The 19,740-nt window shown below is 32.1% G+C and carries 15 protein-coding genes; all 15 read right to left on the bottom strand.

The features are described 5' to 3' along the window. Positions 1-55: 55 nt before the first annotated feature. Complete coding sequence (locus tag HGB55_RS02860; RefSeq protein ID WP_168814476.1) at positions 56-1,063, bottom strand: VWA domain-containing protein; 1,008 nt, start codon at positions 1,061-1,063, stop codon at positions 56-58. Continuing rightward, the gene (locus tag HGB55_RS02855) at positions 1,050-1,961 is read right to left on the bottom strand and encodes a hypothetical protein (RefSeq protein WP_168814474.1); all 912 of its coding nucleotides are present in this window, start codon (positions 1,959-1,961) and stop codon (positions 1,050-1,052) included. The genes HGB55_RS02860 and HGB55_RS02855 overlap by 14 nt, the downstream gene beginning before the upstream one ends. Positions 1,962-1,964: 3 nt before the next feature. Then, a complete protein-coding gene (locus HGB55_RS02850) occupies positions 1,965-2,837 on the bottom strand; it encodes a DUF58 domain-containing protein (RefSeq protein ID WP_168814472.1) in 873 nt (290 codons plus the stop codon). An 87-nt stretch (positions 2,838-2,924) separates the two neighbouring features. Then, a complete protein-coding gene (locus HGB55_RS02845; RefSeq protein WP_168814470.1) occupies positions 2,925-3,932 on the bottom strand; it encodes a MoxR family ATPase in 1,008 nt (335 codons plus the stop codon). Positions 3,933-4,047: 115 nt separating this feature from the next. Continuing rightward, positions 4,048-4,794: a UDP-2,3-diacylglucosamine diphosphatase gene (locus tag HGB55_RS02840; RefSeq protein ID WP_168814468.1), complete on the bottom strand. Its 747-nt coding sequence runs from the start codon at positions 4,792-4,794 to the stop codon at positions 4,048-4,050. Positions 4,795-4,849: 55 nt separating this feature from the next. Beyond that, positions 4,850-6,466, bottom strand: coding sequence for a S41 family peptidase (locus HGB55_RS02835; protein ID WP_168814466.1), 1,617 nt, complete (start codon positions 6,464-6,466; stop codon positions 4,850-4,852). Beyond that, positions 6,463-6,888, bottom strand: coding sequence for a dCMP deaminase family protein (locus tag HGB55_RS02830; RefSeq protein WP_168814464.1), 426 nt, complete (start codon positions 6,886-6,888; stop codon positions 6,463-6,465). Before HGB55_RS02830 ends, HGB55_RS02835 begins: the two co-directional genes overlap by 4 nt. Positions 6,889-6,943: 55 nt before the next feature. Then, the gene (locus tag HGB55_RS02825; protein WP_168814462.1) at positions 6,944-7,528 is read right to left on the bottom strand and encodes a HupE/UreJ family protein; all 585 of its coding nucleotides are present in this window, start codon (positions 7,526-7,528) and stop codon (positions 6,944-6,946) included. Between the two features lie 57 nt (positions 7,529-7,585). Beyond that, entirely contained in the window at positions 7,586-9,094 is a 1,509-nt protein-coding gene (locus tag HGB55_RS02820) for an aminotransferase class V-fold PLP-dependent enzyme (RefSeq protein ID WP_168814460.1), read from the bottom strand. 81 nt (positions 9,095-9,175) lie between these two features. Next, the gene (locus HGB55_RS02815) at positions 9,176-11,146 is read right to left on the bottom strand and encodes a cytochrome c biogenesis protein CcdA (RefSeq protein WP_168814458.1); all 1,971 of its coding nucleotides are present in this window, start codon (positions 11,144-11,146) and stop codon (positions 9,176-9,178) included. Between the two features lie 184 nt (positions 11,147-11,330). Next, positions 11,331-12,092 carry a family 16 glycosylhydrolase gene (locus HGB55_RS02810; RefSeq protein ID WP_168814436.1) on the bottom strand — a complete coding sequence of 254 codons (762 nt, stop codon included), beginning with the start codon at positions 12,090-12,092 and terminating at the stop codon, positions 11,331-11,333. A 10-nt stretch (positions 12,093-12,102) separates the two neighbouring features. After that, a complete protein-coding gene (bglX, locus tag HGB55_RS02805) occupies positions 12,103-14,385 on the bottom strand; it encodes a beta-glucosidase BglX (protein WP_168814434.1) in 2,283 nt (760 codons plus the stop codon). 56 nt (positions 14,386-14,441) lie between these two features. After that, positions 14,442-16,106, bottom strand: a complete 1,665-nt coding sequence (locus HGB55_RS02800; protein ID WP_168814432.1) for a family 16 glycosylhydrolase — start codon at positions 16,104-16,106, stop codon at positions 14,442-14,444. A gap of 44 nt (positions 16,107-16,150) precedes the next feature. Continuing rightward, complete coding sequence (locus HGB55_RS02795) at positions 16,151-18,229, bottom strand: PKD domain protein (RefSeq protein ID WP_168814430.1); 2,079 nt, start codon at positions 18,227-18,229, stop codon at positions 16,151-16,153. A gap of 14 nt (positions 18,230-18,243) precedes the next feature. Further along, on the bottom strand, positions 18,244-19,737 hold the full coding sequence (locus HGB55_RS02790; protein ID WP_168814428.1) for a RagB/SusD family nutrient uptake outer membrane protein: 1,494 nt from the start codon (positions 19,735-19,737) through the stop codon (positions 18,244-18,246). Between the last annotated feature and the right edge of the window lie 3 nt (positions 19,738-19,740).

The raw sequence follows: 19,740 nt of genomic DNA, 5'->3' as shown, positions 1-19,740 counted from the left end.
AAATAACCTGTTAATAGTTACACACTTAAACAATTACACCTTTTAACATCTATTACTAAATAAAACTCTTAAATACTGTGTTCTTTAAAAATATTTCCAGAATAATTAATAAACCTGCTATAATAACTAGAAGCCTGTATTTTTCCTGATAATTATAGTATTTAAATTCTTCTATTTCAGTTCTTTCTAACTTATTAATTTCATCATAAATAGCTTTTAGCTTCAAATTATCAGTTGCTCTAAAGTATTTACCTTCTGTTTCTTTTGCTATATATTTTAATAAATCTTCGTCTATTTCTACCGGTGAATTTCTGTATAATAATTTTCCTGATTGAGGATCTTTTGCATACGGAAATGACGCTGTTCCATTTGTTCCTAATCCTATTGTATAAACTTTAATACCTAATCCAACAGCTAACTCAGTTGCTGTTTTTGGGTCTACAAAACCTGTATTATTTACACCATCGGTTAATAAAATAATAACTTTACTTTTTGCTTTACTTTCTTTTAACCTGTTTACTGCAGAACCTAATCCCATTCCTATTGCTGTACCTCCTTCTAGCTGACCCCATTTTATTTCAGAAATAGTATTTCTAATAATTCGCTTATCACTTGTTATTGGTGTTTGCGTAAAACTTTCTCCGGCATACACTACAATTCCAATTCTATCATTTGGCCGTTGATTAACAAATTCTATAGCTACTTTTTTTAAAGCTTCTAATCTGTTTGGTTTTAAATCGCGAGCCAACATACTTGCCGAAACATCTATAGCCATAACTATATCAATTCCCTTATTGGTTTTTGTACGTTTACTTACCTCTACATTTCTTGGTCTGGCCAAAGCTATAATTAACAGTGCTATTGCCAGTAAACGCAATACATATAATAAAGGTTTTAGTTTTGAAAGTATTGACGGATTAGCTTCAAAACCTTTTGTACTGGATACCGTTAAAGCGGCATTGTCCTTTTTTCTCATTAAAAAATACCAAACAGCCAATAATGGTATAAGTAACAATAACCATAAAAACTGCGGATGCAAAAACTCAAAATTATTCCACTTCATTTGCTGTTTCTTTTACCGGTTTTAAGTTTTGTAAAATATGTTCAGACATATTTCTATGTTCTTTAATTTCTTCAACAATTGGTTTAGATTTTGCAAATTTTACCAAATCGGCATTTTGTAAAACCTCTTTTAATTGTTGTATGGTTTCTTTTGATATTCCTAATTTACTCGATTCATTAAAATCTGTAATGGTTTCAATCAACTCATTGGTTGTTGATTCTAACGCAGGAATATGAATATCTTTTTCTATATATGTTCTTACAATATCTGTAAGTTCTGAATAGTAAATTTTAATTTTCTTTTGCTCCAATAAATGTTTTTCGTCTAATTCTTTTAAGCGTTGTAAAGCTTCCTGAATTGGAGGTATGGCAATTTTTATAGTTTCTTTTTTCTCTTTTTTTCTAAAAATGAAATACAAAACAACTGCTATCAACACTAAAATTGGAATAATCCACCACAACCAATGTTTGTAATCATCAAATGTTTTTGGTTCGTTTTTAATGGCTTTTATTGGAAACATTTTTTGTTTGGTTGTATCTACTTTTACAGTAGCTACATTTACCAATAACGAGTCTGTAAAAAACTTTCGATTATTTACAAGTACCTGTTGTTTTGGTATTACGTACTGTCCGCTATCAAAACTTGTAAGTATGTATTTTTTTTCCAGTTTATTTTTAATAGTATCAATCGGTAAATCTTCAACAACTTCTACTTTTCCTAAGCTATCTAATTGTAATTTTGAAAATAGTACATTTCTTTTTTGATCTACAACTATTTTATATTGAATTTGCTCTCCAATTCTTATAGTAGCTGTATCAATAGCTACAGTAATTGGGTTTTCCTGAGCAAAACCGAATACACTTACAAAAAATAATATAAAAATAAGTTGCTTTTTCATTTACTACCTTGCTCCTTTATGTTTAAAATAACCTAATAATTTTTTTACATAACTTTCGTCAATTCTAGAACTAATTGTTCCTGCACCACTATGACTAAACGATTTTTCGTAATAATCAACCATTCTTAAATAATTTGCTTTATAGTTATTTCTAACTTTTTTTGATGATGTGTTTACAAGTATTGTTTTTCCGGTTTCAGCATCTAACATTGAGACCATTCCTAAGTTTGGAATTGAGGTATCGTGCTTATCATATATTCTTATGCCTGTTATATCGTGCTTTCTTCCTACAATTTTTAATGTATGCTCATAATGATCATCCATAAAATCTGACAGCACAAAAACAATTGCTTTTTTCTTCATTACACTTGATAAGAATTTAAGCGCTTCATTAATGTTAGTTTTACTGCTTTTTGGATGAAATTCAATTAACTCTCTAATTATTCTAAGTACATGACTTTTTCCTTTTTTTGGAGGAATAAAAAGTTCAACATCATCTGAAAATAACAATAAGCCCACTTTATCATTATTTTGAATTGCCGAAAAGGCTAAAGTTGCTGCTATTTCAGTAATTGTATCGCGTTTAAACTGCTGTGTTGTTCCAAAAAATTCTGACCCGCTTACATCAACCATTAACATCATTGTAAGTTCGCGTTCTTCTTCAAATACTTTTACGTAGGGCTCGTTATAACGTGCGGTAACATTCCAATCTATTGCTCTTACATCATCACCATATTGATACTGTCGCACTTCAGAGAAAGTCATACCTCGTCCTTTAAACGAACTGTGATATTCGCCTGAGAAAATATGATCAGACAAGCGACGTGTCTTAATCTCTATTTTTCGAACTTTTTTTAGAATTTCTTTAGTGTCCATATATTCAGTTGGCAGTTAGCAGTTAACGGTTAGCAGTTGGCACGGAATATTAAAAACTGTGCACTGAAAACTTAAAACTAAGAACTGTTAAGGTACTTCTACTTCATTTACAATTTTATTGATAATTTCTTCGGAAGTAATATTTTCAGCTTCAGCTTCATAGGTAATTCCAATTCTATGACGTAAAACATCGTGTACAACAGCTCTAACATCTTCTGGAATAACATAACCTCTTCGTTTAATAAAGGCGTAGCATTTGGCAGCCATTGCTAAATTAATACTACCACGAGGCGAAGCTCCAAAACTTATCAATCCTTTTAAATCTGGTAAGTTGTATTTTTCCGGGTAACGTGTAGCAAAAACAATATCAAGTATATATTTTTCGATTTTTTCATCCATATATACTTCTTTTGCTGCTTCACGTGCTTTTTTTATTTGTTCAAGCGAAGCTACTGCATTTACATTTCCATAACTTCCAGTTAAATTTTGACGCATAATTAATTGTTCTTCGTCAATTTTTGGATAGTCAATTACGGTTTTTAACATAAAACGGTCAACTTGTGCTTCCGGTAACGGATAGGTTCCTTCTTGCTCTACAGGATTTTGAGTTGCCATTACTAAAAATGGTTCGTCTAATTTAAATGTAGTATCTCCAATTGTAATTTGGCGTTCTTGCATGGCCTCTAACAAAGCAGATTGTACTTTTGCCGGAGCTCGGTTAATCTCATCAGCTAATACAAAGTTTGCGAAAATGGGTCCTTTTTTAATAGAAAAATCATTATCCTTTACACTATAAATCATAGTACCTATAACATCTGCAGGTAATAAATCAGGGGTAAACTGAATTCTACTAAAATCACCATGAACTGCTCTTGATAAGGTATTGATTGCTAATGTTTTTGCTAAACCCGGAACACCTTCTAGCAGAATGTGTCCATTTCCCAACAAACCTATAAGTAATCGTTCAACCATATGCTTTTGACCAACAATTACTTTGTTCATTTCCATCATCAATAAATCAACAAAAGCACTTTCTTTTTCAATTTTTTCATTGATAGCCTTAATATCTACCGGAACATTGTTTTCTTCTATCATTTTTTCTTGTTTTAAACCGCGTGAATTTAACATACTTTATAACACAATGCAAATAGCAGAATTATTTTTTTAATTCTTGTTAAAAATTGGTTAAAATATAAGGATTTTGAAAGGTTTAATAAGATTTTAACAGCAATTCGGTACCATCAAAAACGCCATAAGTAAAATGGGTTATCCAATCTCCTGTATTAATATATTTTGCATTTTCTGAAATATCAATTTCTAAAGGCATATGCCTGTGTCCAAACACAAAATAATCGTAATGTTTTTCTGTTAATTTTTTTCTGCAATATTGTGCCAACCACTCGTTTTCTTCGCCTAAAAATTTTACATCTTCTTCTCCTGAAATTAATTTGTTTTTTACTGAAAGATGTTGTGCTAGTTTTATACCTAGATCAGGATGCAACCAACGATATAGCCATTTTGAAAAAGGATTGGTAAATACTTTTTTCATTCGTTTGTACCCTTTATCTCCGGGCCCTAAACCATCTCCATGGCCTATTAAAAAGGTTTTATTGGCAAAAATAAATTCTTTTGGAGAATGATACACCGGAATATTAAGTTCTTTCTCAAAATAACCATTCATCCAAAGATCGTGATTACCAACAAAAAAATGAATTTGAATGCCGCTGTCTCTAAGTTCGGCCAATTTTCCCAAAATACGTACATAACCTTTTGGTACAGCAGTTTTATATTCGAACCAAAAATCGAATAAATCACCTAACAGGAAAATGATATCGGCATCATTTTTAATAGAATCTAACCAATTTATAAACTTTTGTTCTCTAATTTTACTTTGCTCAACAGTTGGCGCACCAAAATGTTGGTCGGAAGCAAAATATATTTTTTTATTGGTTATCAAAATAGGTATTAATTAAATGCTCAAAGATAGTGTAACATATTATTTGTTACAAGTGCTATTGTGCACTCTCTAATTCGAGCACTTTTAAAATCATATTATCCTCTTTTTGAGTAATCATAAAATAACCGGTTTCATCAAACAAATTTCTGGCCATTATAGCGTTAAAATATAATTTTAAATTTTTTCTTGAATTTGGTGCAATTGGATAATTTAAGTCTAACTCATCAATATATTGATTGAATATTTTATCATCTGTATCAAAATTATCCACAAAATCTTCCAATGACCATTTGCTTATTTCTTCTCTGTTATCGTCAATATAATTAAATATAAACTCGTTTAATCTACCATATAATCTTGTACTATACGTATTTAAAGTATCAATTGGCACAAAAACATCTGGTATAATTCCACCTCCACCATAAACTACCTTTCCTTTTGGCGTAGTATATTTTAGTTCGTCATTTACTTTAATACTATCTTTCGAAATAAGTTCTCCGTTATGAAACCTGTCAATATTATAAGATTTTGTGTCTTTATCTATATATGGTTTTTGAATTGATCTTCCTGTAGGTGTATAATAGCGCGATGTTGTAAGTCTAACCGCAGAACCATCACCTAAATCCATTTCTTGTTGAACCAATCCTTTACCAAAAGATCTTCGTCCAACTATAGTTCCTTTATCGTTATCTTGTAAAGCACCTGCAACAATTTCACTGGCTGAAGCTGAATTTTGGTCGATTAAAACATACACTTTTCCGTTTTCAAAATCTCCTCTGCCGGTAGCAAAAGATTTATCTACTTCACCACTTTTATTTTTAGTAAAAACAATTAGTTTTCCGTCTTCTAAAAATTCATCAATTATATTGTTGGCTATATCCATAAAACCTCCCGGATTACCTCTTAAATCGAGTACTAAAGAAGTCATTCCTTCAGAAATTAGCTTCTCTAAGGCCAATTTAAATTCATCATAAGTAGTTCTGGCAAAACGATCTATATTTATATATCCTAACGATTTATTAATCATATAATATGCTGAAACACTTTTAATAGGGACTTCATCTCTCGTTATAGGAAATTTCAAAATTTCGTTTGTAGCGCGTCTGTAAACCGAAACAGTAACATCGGTATCAGGTTCGCCTTTTAATGAATTCATAACAGCATCGCTTATTTTTCTATTCGCTAATGGTGTATTTAATTCATTCTCTGTAACTCCTGCTTTTTTTATGATACTTTTACCAAACAACGTATCATTATTTGCAACAATAATTCTGTCTCCGGCTTTTAATCCGGCCTTTTCACTTGGACCTCCTTCAATAACACTTGTTACAGCAACAGAATCTTCATGCATTAAAAATGTAACACCAATACCTACAAATTTACCTTCCATACTCTCAGTTACCCTTTTTAATTCATCTTTTGGAATGTAAACTGAGTGCGGATCTAACTTTATCAGCATATTAGAAATAGCATCATCAAGTAAGCTGTCGGTATCAACTTTATCTACATAATCGTACTGTATGTAATTAATTAGTCGTTTTATTTTAGCTTCGCTTGAATTAGAAGAAAACAGTACAGACTTATTTTTATAATTGAATGTACTTCCAATAAAAATTCCAATAGCAATAGCTATCCCTATAATTAATGGTAAATTCGTTTTTCTTTCTGTCATTTTAAATTTTTAAGATATGTTAACTCTACTCCTGCTTTCTCTAAAAATTCAAGTCCTGCAGTATCTTTATATTGGTCTGCATAAACTACTCTTTTAATTCCGGATTGATGTATCAATTTACTACACTCTTTACAGGGAGATAATGTTATATATAACGTAGAATCTTTACAAGATTGTGTTGAACTTGCAACTTTTAAAATTGCATTAGCTTCAGCATGCAACACATACCATTTTGTATAGTTATTATCGTCTTCACAACAGTTTTCAAAACCTGTAGGAGTGCCATTATATCCGTCAGAAATTATCATTCTGTCTTTTACAATTAAAGCTCCAACCTGTCTTCTTTTACAATACGACAATTTTGCCCACTCCAACGCCATTTTCATATAAGCTCTATCGTATTTTAGCTGTTTTTTATTCATAGTTTTTCAACAATTACGAATGTAATAAGAATCTTATAAATTCAAAGTTAATTTTTTACCAAAAAATTGCTCCTCTTAATATTGGTATAACTACACCTATTACTATTGATGATGTTATAAGAATCCAATCTCTTTTAGAAAAACGAAATATAGTTTGAAAAATAAATCCAAAAATCAATACTAATAACACTATCACAATTTGAGCTATTTCTATTCCCAAAGCAAATTCCAATAGCGGAATAATTTTAGTGCTAGAACTACCTATCAACATTTTAAAATAACTTGAAAACCCTAAACCATGTATCAATCCAAAAAATAGAGCAAAAAATAAATTGGTATTTGTTTTCGTTTGTTTTGTAGCATTTTTTGCATAAAATATATTAACAATAGCTGTAACAATAATTGTTACCGGTATTAAAAATTCTACCCAACTTGAATTAACTGAAACTATTTTATAGGCAGATAAAATTAACGTAAGCGTATGCCCTATTGTAAACAAAGTTATTAGCCACAATATTTTTTTCCAATTTTTAAAATCGTACACTACTGCTAATGCTATTAAGAATAAAATATGATCGTACGCATTCCAGTCCAATACATGGTAAAGACCTTCTTTAAGGAAGAATATGAAGTTATCCATTAAATTTTTGATTTTTTGATTTCCAAATATAGAAAAAGTTTTTTCTTATAAGTTATACTAAAACCAATTATTAACCATCTCTTTTTCTATCGGTTTTGCTGTTTTGTGTATAAACTCATTTTTTACAGGTTCATAATTATAATCATCTTTCCAATTTTGCCAATTTTCAGCAACACTTTTTATGCTTTCGCACACATATAAAATTTCTTTGTTGGTTAACGTTGGGTGGATAGACATTCTAATCCATCCCGGACGTTCAATTAAACAACCTTCCATTATTTGATCTTCAATATTTTTTGATGTTTGCTGATCTACATGCAATAAATAATGACCGTAAGTACCCGCACATGAGCAACCGCCTCTTGTTTGAATGCCAAATCTGTCGTTTAAAAGTTTAACTACCAAATTATAATGAACATCATTTATATAAAATGAAAAAATCCCTAACCTGTTTTTATGCTGATTTGCTAATATATTTACATTAGAAACTGTAGAAAGTTTATTAAAAACAATGTTGTTAATTTCGTGTTCTCGAGCCAATATATTTTCAACACCCATTTCTTCTTTTAATTGAATTGAAAGTGCTGCTTTTATAGTTTGTAAAAATCCGGGAGTACCACCATCTTCACGAGTTTCAATATCATCAATATAATCGTGATTACCCCAAGGATTTGTATAACTTACAGTGCCACCACCAGGATTATCCGGAACCATATTTTTATACAACTTCTTATTAAAAATCAATACTCCTGAAGTTCCCGGACCTCCTAAAAATTTATGAGGAGAAAAGAATATAGCGTCTAAATAAGCATCTTTATCAATTGGATGCATGTTAATTTTAACATAAGGTGCCGAACAGGCAAAATCAACAAAACAAAGTCCGCCAAAATGATGAATCATTTTAGCTATTTTATAGTAATCCGTTTTTATTCCTGTTACATTTGAACAGGCTGTAACAGAAGCAATTTTAATAGGTCTGTCCTTGTATTTTTTAAGTAAATTTTTAAAACTTTTATAGCATACCAATCCGGTTTCATCATTCGGTATAATTTCAACATTAGCAATAGTTTCCAGCCATGATGTTTGGTTAGAATGATGCTCCATGTGTGTGATAAATACAATAGGTTTTAATTCAGTAGGAATTACAGTATGCTTCTTTAAATTTTCTGAAACTTTTAAACCCAAAATACGTTGAAATTTATTTATAACACCTGTCATTCCTGTACCTTCGGCAATTAAAACATCATTTTCTCCGGCATTTACATGCTTTTTAATAATATTTCGTGCTTTATGATAAGCCATAGTCATTACCGATCCTGTAATCGAAGTTTCGGTATGCGTATTGGCAACAAAAGGACCAAAAGCATTCAGCATTTTTTCTTCAATAGGACGGTACAATCTTCCGCTGGCAGTCCAATCAGTATAAATTATTTCTTTTTCTCCGTATGGCGATTGAAATACTTGTCCTACACCAACTATATGCTTTCTAAATTGCTGAAAGTAATTTTCTAATTCTGAAGATTGATTGAGCGTGTTTTTTATATTTTTTTCTGAAAAAAAACTCATTTTAATGTCATTTCTATTACTAAAAAAAGATTCACCCCAATTTATAAAACTAGAGTGAATCAATAACAATAAAAATCACTTTTATTTAAAATTATCTATTCCCTGCTTTAACCAGTTGTAATACGCATCAACATCCGGTGTGTACGCAACAGGATTTATTAAATTTTCTTCATTATGATCCATTAAAACATAAAACGGTTGCGCATTGGCTCCATATTTTATAGTTTGAAACTCACTCCATTTTTGCCCAATGTATCTTAGTTTTTTCCCGGGACGCAATTTAGAGTCTATTTCTTCATCATCCGGTAATTTACGTTTATCATCAACATATAAAGATATTAACACAACTTCGTTTTTTAAAACATTCAGCACTTTATCTTTAGCCCACACATTTTGTTCCATTTTTCTACAATTTACACACGCGTGTCCGGTAAAATCAATAAGCACAGGTTTGTTTACTTTTTTAGCATACGCCAAACCTTTATCGTAATCATTAAAAGCTAAAATATTGTGTGGAGCCATTATATGTGCTCCTTCAGGAATTTCGGAATGTTCTTTCACAGATAATACATTACCGGATTTTGCAAACCCAACTCCATAAGGCGACTCGCTGTAATGTTGTGCAGGAGGAAATGCGCTAATTAAATTCAACGGCGCTCCCCACAAACCGGGAATCATATAAATGGTAAATGTTAAAGAAATTAAACCTAAACATAACCTGCCAACTGAAATATGTCCGTTTGGTGAATCGTGCGGCAATTGTATCTTACCGAATAAATAAAAGGCTAAGGTTCCAAAAATAGCAATCCAAATAGCTATAAATACTTCACGTTCTAACCAATGTAACTGTAAAACCAAATCGGCATTTGATAAAAATTTAAATGCTAAAGCCAATTCTAAAAAGCCTAAAACCACTTTTACGGTATTTAACCATCCTCCGGATTTTGGTAATGAATTTAACCAACCCGGAAATGCTGCAAACAACGCAAAAGGTATTGCAATTGCCAATGAAAAACCTAACATGCCAACAATAGGTCCTATTTGATTGCCACCTGCAGCCGCTTCAACTAAAATAGTACCCACAATTGGTCCGGTACACGAAAAAGAAACAATCGCTAAAGCTAAAGCCATAAAAAAGATTCCAATCAATCCGCCTCTATCTGCTTGTTTATCAACTTTTGTTCCCCAAGAGCTTGGTAACACAATTTCAAAAGCTCCTAAAAACGAAATAGCAAAAATAACTAACAGTAAAAAGAAAATAATATTAAACCACACATTGGTTGATAGTGCGTTTAACGCATTAGGTCCAAAAATTAAACTGATTAAAATTCCTAAACCCACATAAATTACAACTATGGAAAGACCGTAAATAATGGCATTTTTAATACCGGCAGCTTTTGTTTTGCTTTGTTTGGTAAAAAAACTTACCGTCATAGGAATCATTGGAAACACACAAGGTGTTAACAAAGCCGCAAAACCTGATAAAAATGCAATAATAAATATACTTAACAAACCTTTATCGGGTTTTTTGTCATTTACAGGAGTTGCAGTTACTTCTGTTTTATTTTCATTTATAATTGAAATTACCGAAGCTGCTCCTTTTTCTCCAATTGGGAATTCTAAATCTACAAATGTTGGAGGTAAACATTGAGCATCATCACACACCATAAATTCAACTTCTCCTTTTATTTTAAATGAATCTTCTTTTAAAACTTTAATACGTTGTTTAAAAATTGCCTTGTTTTCAAAATACTTAATTTTCATATTAAAAACAGGATCGTCAACTGTATGGCCTTCTTCTTCAGAAGTTTCTCCAATCAAATCAAAATCGTCATTTTTTTCAAAAGTAAAATTGGTTGGTATTGGCCCATCTTCAGGAACATGTTGAGAATACAAATGCCATTTATCTTCAATTGTAGCTTTTATAAGTAAATTGTATTCGGTATCTGAAACCTTTTCAACATCCGTTGACCATTTTACCGGCTCGTGAATTTGAGAGTAACTTATAGCAGTTAAAAGAATTGCAGATATAAATAAAAATAGTTTTTTCATATTGAAATTTCGATTGTTCTTTAACGAATTTATCAAAATTAAGCAATAATACTAATTCTATTTCTGAATAACAGATTTAACAGCCAAACTCAGTGTTAAATTTTTCTTAATGTATAAAAAAGGGAAAAATAAAGCCCTAAAAAGAGTATCTAATTAGAGCTTTATTATGCAAAAAATAAAAAAATCAATTACTATAAACCTTAATATAATCTAATACAAATTCTTGAGGAAATATAGCATTATCAACTTCCTGTCCTCCAAAATTACCTCCAATTGCCATATTAACTATCACATAAAAAGGTTGATTAAACGGCCAAACAGCTTCAGTTTTGTTTTCCGGAGCAAACGTATAAACTAACTGATTGTCAACAAAAAACTCAATTTTATCTTTCGTCCAATTTGCTGCATACAAATGAAAACCTTCTTCAATATTTTTAAATTCTGTTTTTTTAGTATTGATCGTATTTCCATGACTATCTTGAGTATGTAATGATGTAAACACCATTCCCGGTTCTTTTCCTACATATTCCAAAATATCTATTTCTCCACTTTTAGGCCAACCAACTTCTTTAATATTAGATCCCAACATCCAAAATGCAGGCCATATCCCTTTGCCCACAGGTAATTTTGCTCTTACTTCAATTTTACCATATTGAAACTCAAATTTTCCTGCTGTAGTAATTCGGGTTGAAGTATAAACTGAATCTTCTAACTTGGCTGTAATAGTTAACAAACCATCCTTTACGGTATGATTGGTTTCGGTATAAAATTGCAACTCGTTGTTTCCCCATCCGCAAATTTCAGGGCAACCGTTGCCATGTTCAAAATTCCATACGTCTTCATTTAAAGTAGTACCGTCAAAATTTTCTTCCCAAATAAGTTGAGGATTTTTATTGCAAGAAATTAAACCAAACAATACTAAACCAATACTCACTATTTTTTTCATATTTCTTTATTTATAATGTGAAATCTGCTTCTAAAACAGTATTAGAACTTCCTCCAATATATACTTTAAAATCTCCCGGCTCTACCTCCCATTTGTTATTTGCAGTATAAAATTGAAGCATTTCTTTAGTAATAGTAAACGTAACTGTTTTTGATTCTCCAGGCTTTAATGTAACCATATTAAAATCTTTCAATTCTTTTACAGGGCGAGTTATACTTCCAAATAAATCTCTTATATATAATTGAGTAACTTCTTTACCTTCATATTTACCTGTATTTGTTAAGGTGAACGAAACTTCAATTGAATTACCTTCATTAACTGTTGTTGAACTTAATTTTAAATTTTCGTACTTAAAGGTAGTGTAACTTAATCCGTAGCCAAATTCATATAAAGGTTGGTTAGTTTCATCAATATAATGCGACCAAAAAACCTGATTTGGACCAGGAATAGTTGGTCTTCCTGTATTTTTATGATTGTAATAAATTGGCACTTGTCCTACACTTTTTGGGAAAGTCATTGGTAATTTTCCACTTGGGTTGTAATCGCCATATAAAACCTGAGCTATTGCATTACCACTTTGTGTACCTAAATGCCACGCTTCAATAATTGAAGGAAGGTTATCATTTGCCCAATTAATTGCCAACGGACGACCATTCATTAACACCAAAACAATGTTTTTATTTACTTTGTAAATCTCTTCTAACAACTCTTGCTGAAGTCCCGGTAAATCTAAAGAAGCTCTGCTTCTGCCTTCTCCTGTTTGGTACGAATATTCACCTAAAACCATAACAACAACATCGTTATTTTTTGCTGTTGCAATCGCTTCTTTAAACCCAGTTCTGTCTGTTGTATTGATAGAAGTTTCCATTCCAAAAATAGTTTCTCCGTTAACAAGTTCAACACCTTTACTAAATGTTATTTTGTTGCCGGAATAAGCTTGTAAACCTTCTAAAACCGAAACTGCCGTATTATCATCAGCTCCAATACGCCAACTTCCGAGCGGACTGTTTTTATCATTCGCTAAAGGTCCTATTAAAGCAATTTTTAAACCTTCTTTTTTAAGAGGAAGCAATTGTTTTTCATTTTTTAATAAAACAATAGACTTTTTAGCCATATCTAAAACAGCATCATTAATTTCTTTGCTTCCTGTTACCAGTTTCTCTCTTTCTAAATCACAGTATTTGTATGGATCATCAAATAAACCTAATTCAAACTTAACTGTTAAAATGCGTTTTACAGCATCATCAATTAATTTTTCATTAACTTTTCCTTCTTTAACCAATGCTTCTATGTGATTTACATATAGATATGACTCCATATCCATATCAGATCCGGCATTTACAGCTAATTCAGCAGCTTGTTTACCATCTTTGGCATATCCATGAGGAATCATTTCTGCTATTGAGCCCCAATCTGAAACTACAAAGCCTTTATAATTCCAATCTCCTTTTAACACATCTCTTTGTAAAAATTTATTTCCTGTTGCAGGAATTCCCGCTAACTCGTTAAATGAATTCATAAACGTTTTAACATCGGCATCAATCGTTGCTTTAAACGGCGGTAAAATGGTATTGTATAAAGTTGATAAACTTACATCAACGGTGTTGTAATCTTTACCTGCTTCTGCAAAACCATACCCTGCAAAATGTTTAGAACAAGCTGCAATTGTATTTACTGCTGAAAGATCTTCTCCTTGAAAACCTTTAACTCTGGCGTATGCTATTTTACTGCCTAAAAACGGGTCTTCACCTGCACCTTCCATAACTCTTCCCCAACGTGCATCTCTTGAAATATCAACCATAGGAGCAAAAGTCCAATTGATACCATTGGCTGCTGCCTCTTTCGCAGCAACTGCTGCAGAATTTTTAATAACTTCCAAATCCCAACTAGCTGCTTCTGCTAAAGGAATTGGACTTAATGTTTTATAACCATGAATCACATCAAAACCTATAATTAAAGGAATTCCCAATCTGGTTTCTTCTACTGCGATTTTTTGAACTTTTGTGACCTCTTCAACACCTCTAACATTTAGCATAGACCCCACCAAACCGCTTTTTAAATGCTCATATTTATGAGCTGCATCACCTTCTTTAGGTGTTGGGCCAGTAACGTCCCAAAAACCATTATACTGGTTCATTTGACCTATTTTTTCTTGTAAGGTCATTAAAGCTAATATGGAATCAACTTTTTTTGAAATTGACACTTCTTTTGCGCCTTCTAAATTTACATTTTGGTTACAACTAACCAAAAAGACTACTGTGCATATTAAAAATGCTGAAATTACTTTCTTCATAAATATTTAATTATGAATAAAAGCAGTATAAAATTATACTGCTTTTATTATTTTTTTTACTGATATACTCTTACATAATCTACTTCCATGTAATCTTCTGTAAATGCAGGATCAATATCTCCGCCTAAACTTCCGCCCATTGCAACATTAAGAATCAAGAAGAAATCTGCATTAAATGGTAAAGCCTCACTATTTGTCATCTCGTAATACTTAACATCATCAACAAATACTTTGATAGATTCTTCAGTCCATTCTAACGAATATACGTGGAACTCGGTTGATGCATTAGCTACACTAGTTGTTAATCCATAATTTGCAGCAACTGAATTCACTTCATCAAACCAATGACATGTTGCTCCAACTGTATTTTTATCGGCTCCTGTTTGTTCCATGATGTCAATCTCTCCACTTTTAGGCCATCCAACAGAATCAAAACTATCACCTAACATCCAAATTGCCGGCCAAGTGCCAGCAACTGATGGTAATTTTGCTCTCACATCAACTCTACCGTAAGTAAAGCTGTATAATCCTTGTGTTTTTAGTCTTGCAGAAGTATAAGAATCACCTTCAGCTTTTGCAGTTATTTTTAAAACTCCATCTGCTATAATTACATTTGCTGCATCATCTGTATATGTTTGAGCTTCATTATTTCCCCAGCCACCGGCACCAAGATCGTAAGTCCATTTTGTAGCATCAGGAGCTCCATCTGTATCAAATTCATCAGCCCAAGCTAATTCAGTAAATCCTTCATCTTGTACTGGTTTTGTTGAAGTAAATAATTGGTACCAAGCAGCTCCACCTCCAGCTTCTTCAATTCTAACTTGCAGATAATCTTCAGTAATTGTAATAATATCATACGTACTTGAGCCCACATACCATCCCATAAATCCACCATCAGATATTTCAAATGCCGTTTGTCTATATGGTGTTTCATCATAATAAAGTCCTTCTAATGCCGCTTTAGATGAAGAAGGGAACATAGAAACATTTTTAACTCCAAACATCGTAGTAGCTACAGTTTCATCATGACAAGTATCGCCGTCAACACCAAGAATACCGGCATAAGTACCCGGAATAAATGCTGGTCCGGTAGTTTGTTCAAATGTAATTCCATTTTCAGTTTTGGTAAATACAAATTCATTAGTATACATACATCCTTTTTCATCATCCCAAGGTTGAATCGCATTCCACCAATTTGGCCAAGCAAAATCAAGTGAGCCATAATCATCTGATACAGGGCCCATACCTACATGTAATGGTAAATCAGCTGCCCAATACCAAGTTTTACCTTCGCCTATAATACCTCCACTTAATAAATCTTCGGCTTCTACATCTGTAAAAGAACTATAAACTTCAACATCTATTGAAGTAGTAGAAGAAACTCCTCCTGTACCAATTGCACTAACAATAACAGTGAATGTATTAACCCCTACTTTTGTATATCTATGGGTAATTTTTCCTGAGGGTGCAACTTCAACATAACCATCGCCAAAATTAAAACTGTAACTAATAACATTATCAGCTGTAGCTTCAAATGTAACAAAACCAGCCCCATCACCATATAATAACTCTGGGTCACTTAGGTCCTGCCCAACAATTTCAGCAGTTACTTGAACATTTGAGGGAGTCACAATGTCTCCAAATTTGTAGTCATCATCTTCACAACTTACAATAAAAGTAAGTGTTAGAAAAAGACCAATTAAATATTTTATATTTTTCATTTTTATATATTTTAATTACTACCTATTATTAAAAGCAATCTGCATTATGCCTTTACAAGTTTATATGTCCAAAAAGTTCCTGAACCTGCACCAATTTCAATAACAACTGTCATAGTATTATCATTATCTGAAAATGTAACATTGTATGTAATTGAATCCGGCACAGGTACATTAGGTAATTCTCCTTCATTATTTGCTTTTGATAGCACTAAATAAGCTCCAATTCCATTAAGAGTTACAGTTCCTGCATTTGAATCATATGAATACGTTGCAGGATTAGATCCATCGTGAGGAGCTATTGGTGTACCACAACCATCAGCTGCAACACCTTGCCAGGCTTCTAACCATGTATCAGTACCTAAAACATTGGTAAATGAACCATCTGTACCAAAAACATAGGTGTCATCAAATAGGCAAGCTCGGGCAGTTACATCATCAGCACTACTAGCCCACCATTCACCTGACTCAGGTGCAGGCCCTACTTTAAAAGCATATGCTTCAGGTGCAAGTTTCCAAGTCCCTGTTAAAGGAGTAATTTCTCCTCCTGAACTTACTAGTTGAACTTCATCATAATAATAAACAGTATCATCTCCTGAATTTCCAAAATCAAAGAAAATTACAACTCTAACATAGTCTGCAACAGGAGCTTCACTAAAATCGTAAACTAATTCTTCCCATTCATTTGCAACTGTTGTATTCATGTCTACTTCATAAACTATACTTGCGTCAGAATTTTCTAATTTAAGCTTCACTACAGCACCAACTTTTGGCGACCATGTTTTAACACTTATATTACTATATGTGCTTAATTCTAGTGCAGTTGCTACTTCAAAATATGAACCTGCCCATGTGTCAGCTCCTGATGGTTTTGTAAATTGTGCTACAGTAGCTGAGGTATTTTTTCCAGAAATATCCGGATTGCTTATAACTTGTACGCCGGCATTTCCAAAATCAGTAAATGTTGGAGCTGTTCCTTCAAAATCTTCTATCATTAATTTCATAACACCTGAAGGAGCTTTATAGAAATATAAATTATCAATAAATACAGTTACTCCATTGGAAACAAACAACATTTGTGTTATTTCAGACATGTTTGTGGTAAAATCGGTTAATGGAATTTCAACACTTACCCATTCTCCTTCTGTAATTTCGGAAATAGTTATTTCTGATTCTTTTTCCGGTGAACCATCAGCTTGATTTGTATTTACAATTTTAAATCCAATACTTTCAGCATCATTTGTCCAATAATCAAAATGAATATATTCCATAGTTGAAAGATCTGTTGGGTTATCATAATCAGTTACTATTCCTGTATAATTTAAATAATCATATTTTAAAATGTTATCTCCATCAACATCAAAAGAAGATAAAACCGTAGATTGTCCCCAACCAGGATTCCATTCATTTACTGTTATATTTGTGTATTTATCACTAAATATTGAAACTACGTCAGTCTCATTTCTAGTTGGAGGTGTTGGAGCTTTCATGAGTGGTTGTAAAATTGCGGTTACTTCAAAATTTTCAACAATATATTCGGTAGTTTCAATTGCTCCACCTTTAGCTACAACTTTAATTGTATATATACCAGGTTCTGCATAAATATAACTTACAGTTTCACCAATATTTGCCGCAACAGGATCATCGTTTCCTTCTTCACCAAAATATACATCAAATGTTGTTGCAAAATCAGCAGTTGCTGTAACGTTTACTTGTTTTGAAATTGCAGCATCATTTTCAATGGTTACAACTAAATTTTCAGGAGCTTTGAATGAAACTGTTAATGGTTGTGTAATTTCAGTTTTTAATCCTGTAATTCCTGCAGCAATAACTTTTACTTCATAATTACCTTCTGCATAAATATGTGTTATATTTTTACCTTGCTTCACATTTACAGGATCACTTGTGTCGTCTCCAAAATAAATATCATAACTAACTGCTCCTTCACTATTAGGTGTTATTGTTACTAAACCTGTATTATCTTGCGTAATATCAAATACAACCGTTACATTTGTTGGAGCCACAACTGAGTCCACAAAATCAGTACTGCCAAGTTCATCCTCATTACAACTTAAAACTGCTGAAATAAGAATAAAAATCGATAAAAAATATTTTAATGTTTTCATAATATTCATTTATTTTAATACCCTGGATTTTGACTCCAATTACCGTTTGAGAATTGAATTTCTTCTAATGGAATTGGGAATAATTCATTTTTATTAGCCATAAAACCATCTATTTCTTGAACGGCTCTACCTGTTCTAACCAAATCAAAGAAACGAAGCCCTTCTCCTGCAAACTCAACTCTTCTCTCTGCTAATATCGCATTGTATAAATTTGATCCAGAGTATGTTATTCTGTGATTTTGATCACCAAAGGCTCTATCTCTTACTTGATTTAAATATTCTGTTGCCTTTCCATCATTTCCAGATTTGCTGTAAGCCTCTGCAGCCATTAATAACACATCTGAATATCGAATAGCTCTATAATTATTCGGGTTTGTTAATTTTAAATCGAGTGCTGCATTTTCACTTCTTTTTCTTGGAATGTACTTTCTGTTGAAATAGAAAGTGTTTTCATGTTGTATAGTGTACGTTGCTCCTGTTTCTGCCATCCAAGATATCATATCTAAAATGGTTACATCCTTTCTTAAATCACCCTCTTCAAAAGCATCTACAACTTCTTGTACCGGTAGGTTAAAATTGTTTCCTGAAGTAAACAATGGACCTTCATATCCATAAGGACCACTATAACCTACCATTACATTTCCTTCAAAGTATTGTTCTTGTCCATAACTTGCACCTTCAACATCAGTATATTGAACTTCAAATACAGACTCAGGACCGTTTTCACCATCCATTTCCCAAATTTCTCCAAAATCAGATACTAACATATAGTCTCCACTATTAATTACTTTTTGTAATGCAGAAGCGGCTAATTTGTATTTCTCTGATTGATCTGTATAAGAGGCTTCATATAAATAAGCTTTTCCTAGTAATGCTAAAGCAGCACCTTTTGTAGCCCTACCTTCTTGCGATGGAGTTGCACTTAAATGTTCGGAAGCATAATTTAAATCTTCATAAATAGAAGCATATACTTCTGATACTGATGAACGCGGAATTGAAGTTTCATCTCCAGGAGTAAATCTTGCGTTTTCTTTCATTGGAATACCTCCAAACCATTTTACCAATTCAAAATGATAGTATGCTCTAAGAAAACGTGTTTCGGCAATTATTTGATCTTTACCTTCAAAATCAGTTTTATCTTTAAATTCAAGAATGTAATTACATCTTTGAACACCTGCAAACATAAAATCCCATGATTTTTTAAGCATGTCATTTACCGGAGTATGAATCATATCATCAATTTGTTGATATGCTGGAACATCTGTTGGGCTATTTCCACCACATAAAGAATTATCTGATGCAATTTCTGACATTAAGACATTGATTGCAGTAGATTGTAAAAGGTCATAAGCACCAATTAATGCGCTTTCATATTCTTCTTTTGAATTGAAATAATTTTCAGAATCAATAGAATATTCAACAGGGCGTTCAACAAAATCATCGGTACATGAAATTGTAATTGCTAATAACACTGTTACAATTATAGTATTATATAAATATTTTTTCATTTT

Source organism: Lutibacter sp. B1 (genome assembly GCF_012524075.1).
Taxonomy (GTDB): Bacteria; Bacteroidota; Bacteroidia; order Flavobacteriales; family Flavobacteriaceae; genus Lutibacter.
This window is presented reverse-complemented; position numbering and strand designations above follow the sequence as displayed.

What these genes read in the sequence shown, in the direction of transcription:
- HGB55_RS02860 (WP_168814476.1), bottom strand. Translation starts at nt 1,063, where the DNA reads ATGAAGTGGAATAATTTTGAGTTTTTGCATCCGCAGTTTTTATGGTTA.
- HGB55_RS02855 (WP_168814474.1), bottom strand. Translation starts at nt 1,961, where the DNA reads ATGAAAAAGCAACTTATTTTTATATTATTTTTTGTAAGTGTATTCGGT.
- HGB55_RS02850 (WP_168814472.1), bottom strand. Translation starts at nt 2,837, where the DNA reads ATGGACACTAAAGAAATTCTAAAAAAAGTTCGAAAAATAGAGATTAAG.
- HGB55_RS02845 (WP_168814470.1), bottom strand. Translation starts at nt 3,932, where the DNA reads ATGATAGAAGAAAACAATGTTCCGGTAGATATTAAGGCTATCAATGAA.
- HGB55_RS02835 (WP_168814466.1), bottom strand. Translation starts at nt 6,466, where the DNA reads ATGACAGAAAGAAAAACGAATTTACCATTAATTATAGGGATAGCTATT.
- HGB55_RS02830 (WP_168814464.1), bottom strand. Translation starts at nt 6,888, where the DNA reads ATGAATAAAAAACAGCTAAAATACGATAGAGCTTATATGAAAATGGCG.
- HGB55_RS02825 (WP_168814462.1), bottom strand. Translation starts at nt 7,528, where the DNA reads ATGGATAACTTCATATTCTTCCTTAAAGAAGGTCTTTACCATGTATTG.
- HGB55_RS02820 (WP_168814460.1), bottom strand. Translation starts at nt 9,094, where the DNA reads ATGAGTTTTTTTTCAGAAAAAAATATAAAAAACACGCTCAATCAATCT.
- HGB55_RS02815 (WP_168814458.1), bottom strand. Translation starts at nt 11,146, where the DNA reads ATGAAAAAACTATTTTTATTTATATCTGCAATTCTTTTAACTGCTATA.
- HGB55_RS02810 (WP_168814436.1), bottom strand. Translation starts at nt 12,092, where the DNA reads ATGAAAAAAATAGTGAGTATTGGTTTAGTATTGTTTGGTTTAATTTCT.
- bglX (WP_168814434.1), bottom strand. Translation starts at nt 14,385, where the DNA reads ATGAAGAAAGTAATTTCAGCATTTTTAATATGCACAGTAGTCTTTTTG.
- HGB55_RS02800 (WP_168814432.1), bottom strand. Translation starts at nt 16,106, where the DNA reads ATGAAAAATATAAAATATTTAATTGGTCTTTTTCTAACACTTACTTTT.
- HGB55_RS02795 (WP_168814430.1), bottom strand. Translation starts at nt 18,229, where the DNA reads ATGAAAACATTAAAATATTTTTTATCGATTTTTATTCTTATTTCAGCA.
- HGB55_RS02790 (WP_168814428.1), bottom strand. Translation starts at nt 19,737, where the DNA reads ATGAAAAAATATTTATATAATACTATAATTGTAACAGTGTTATTAGCA.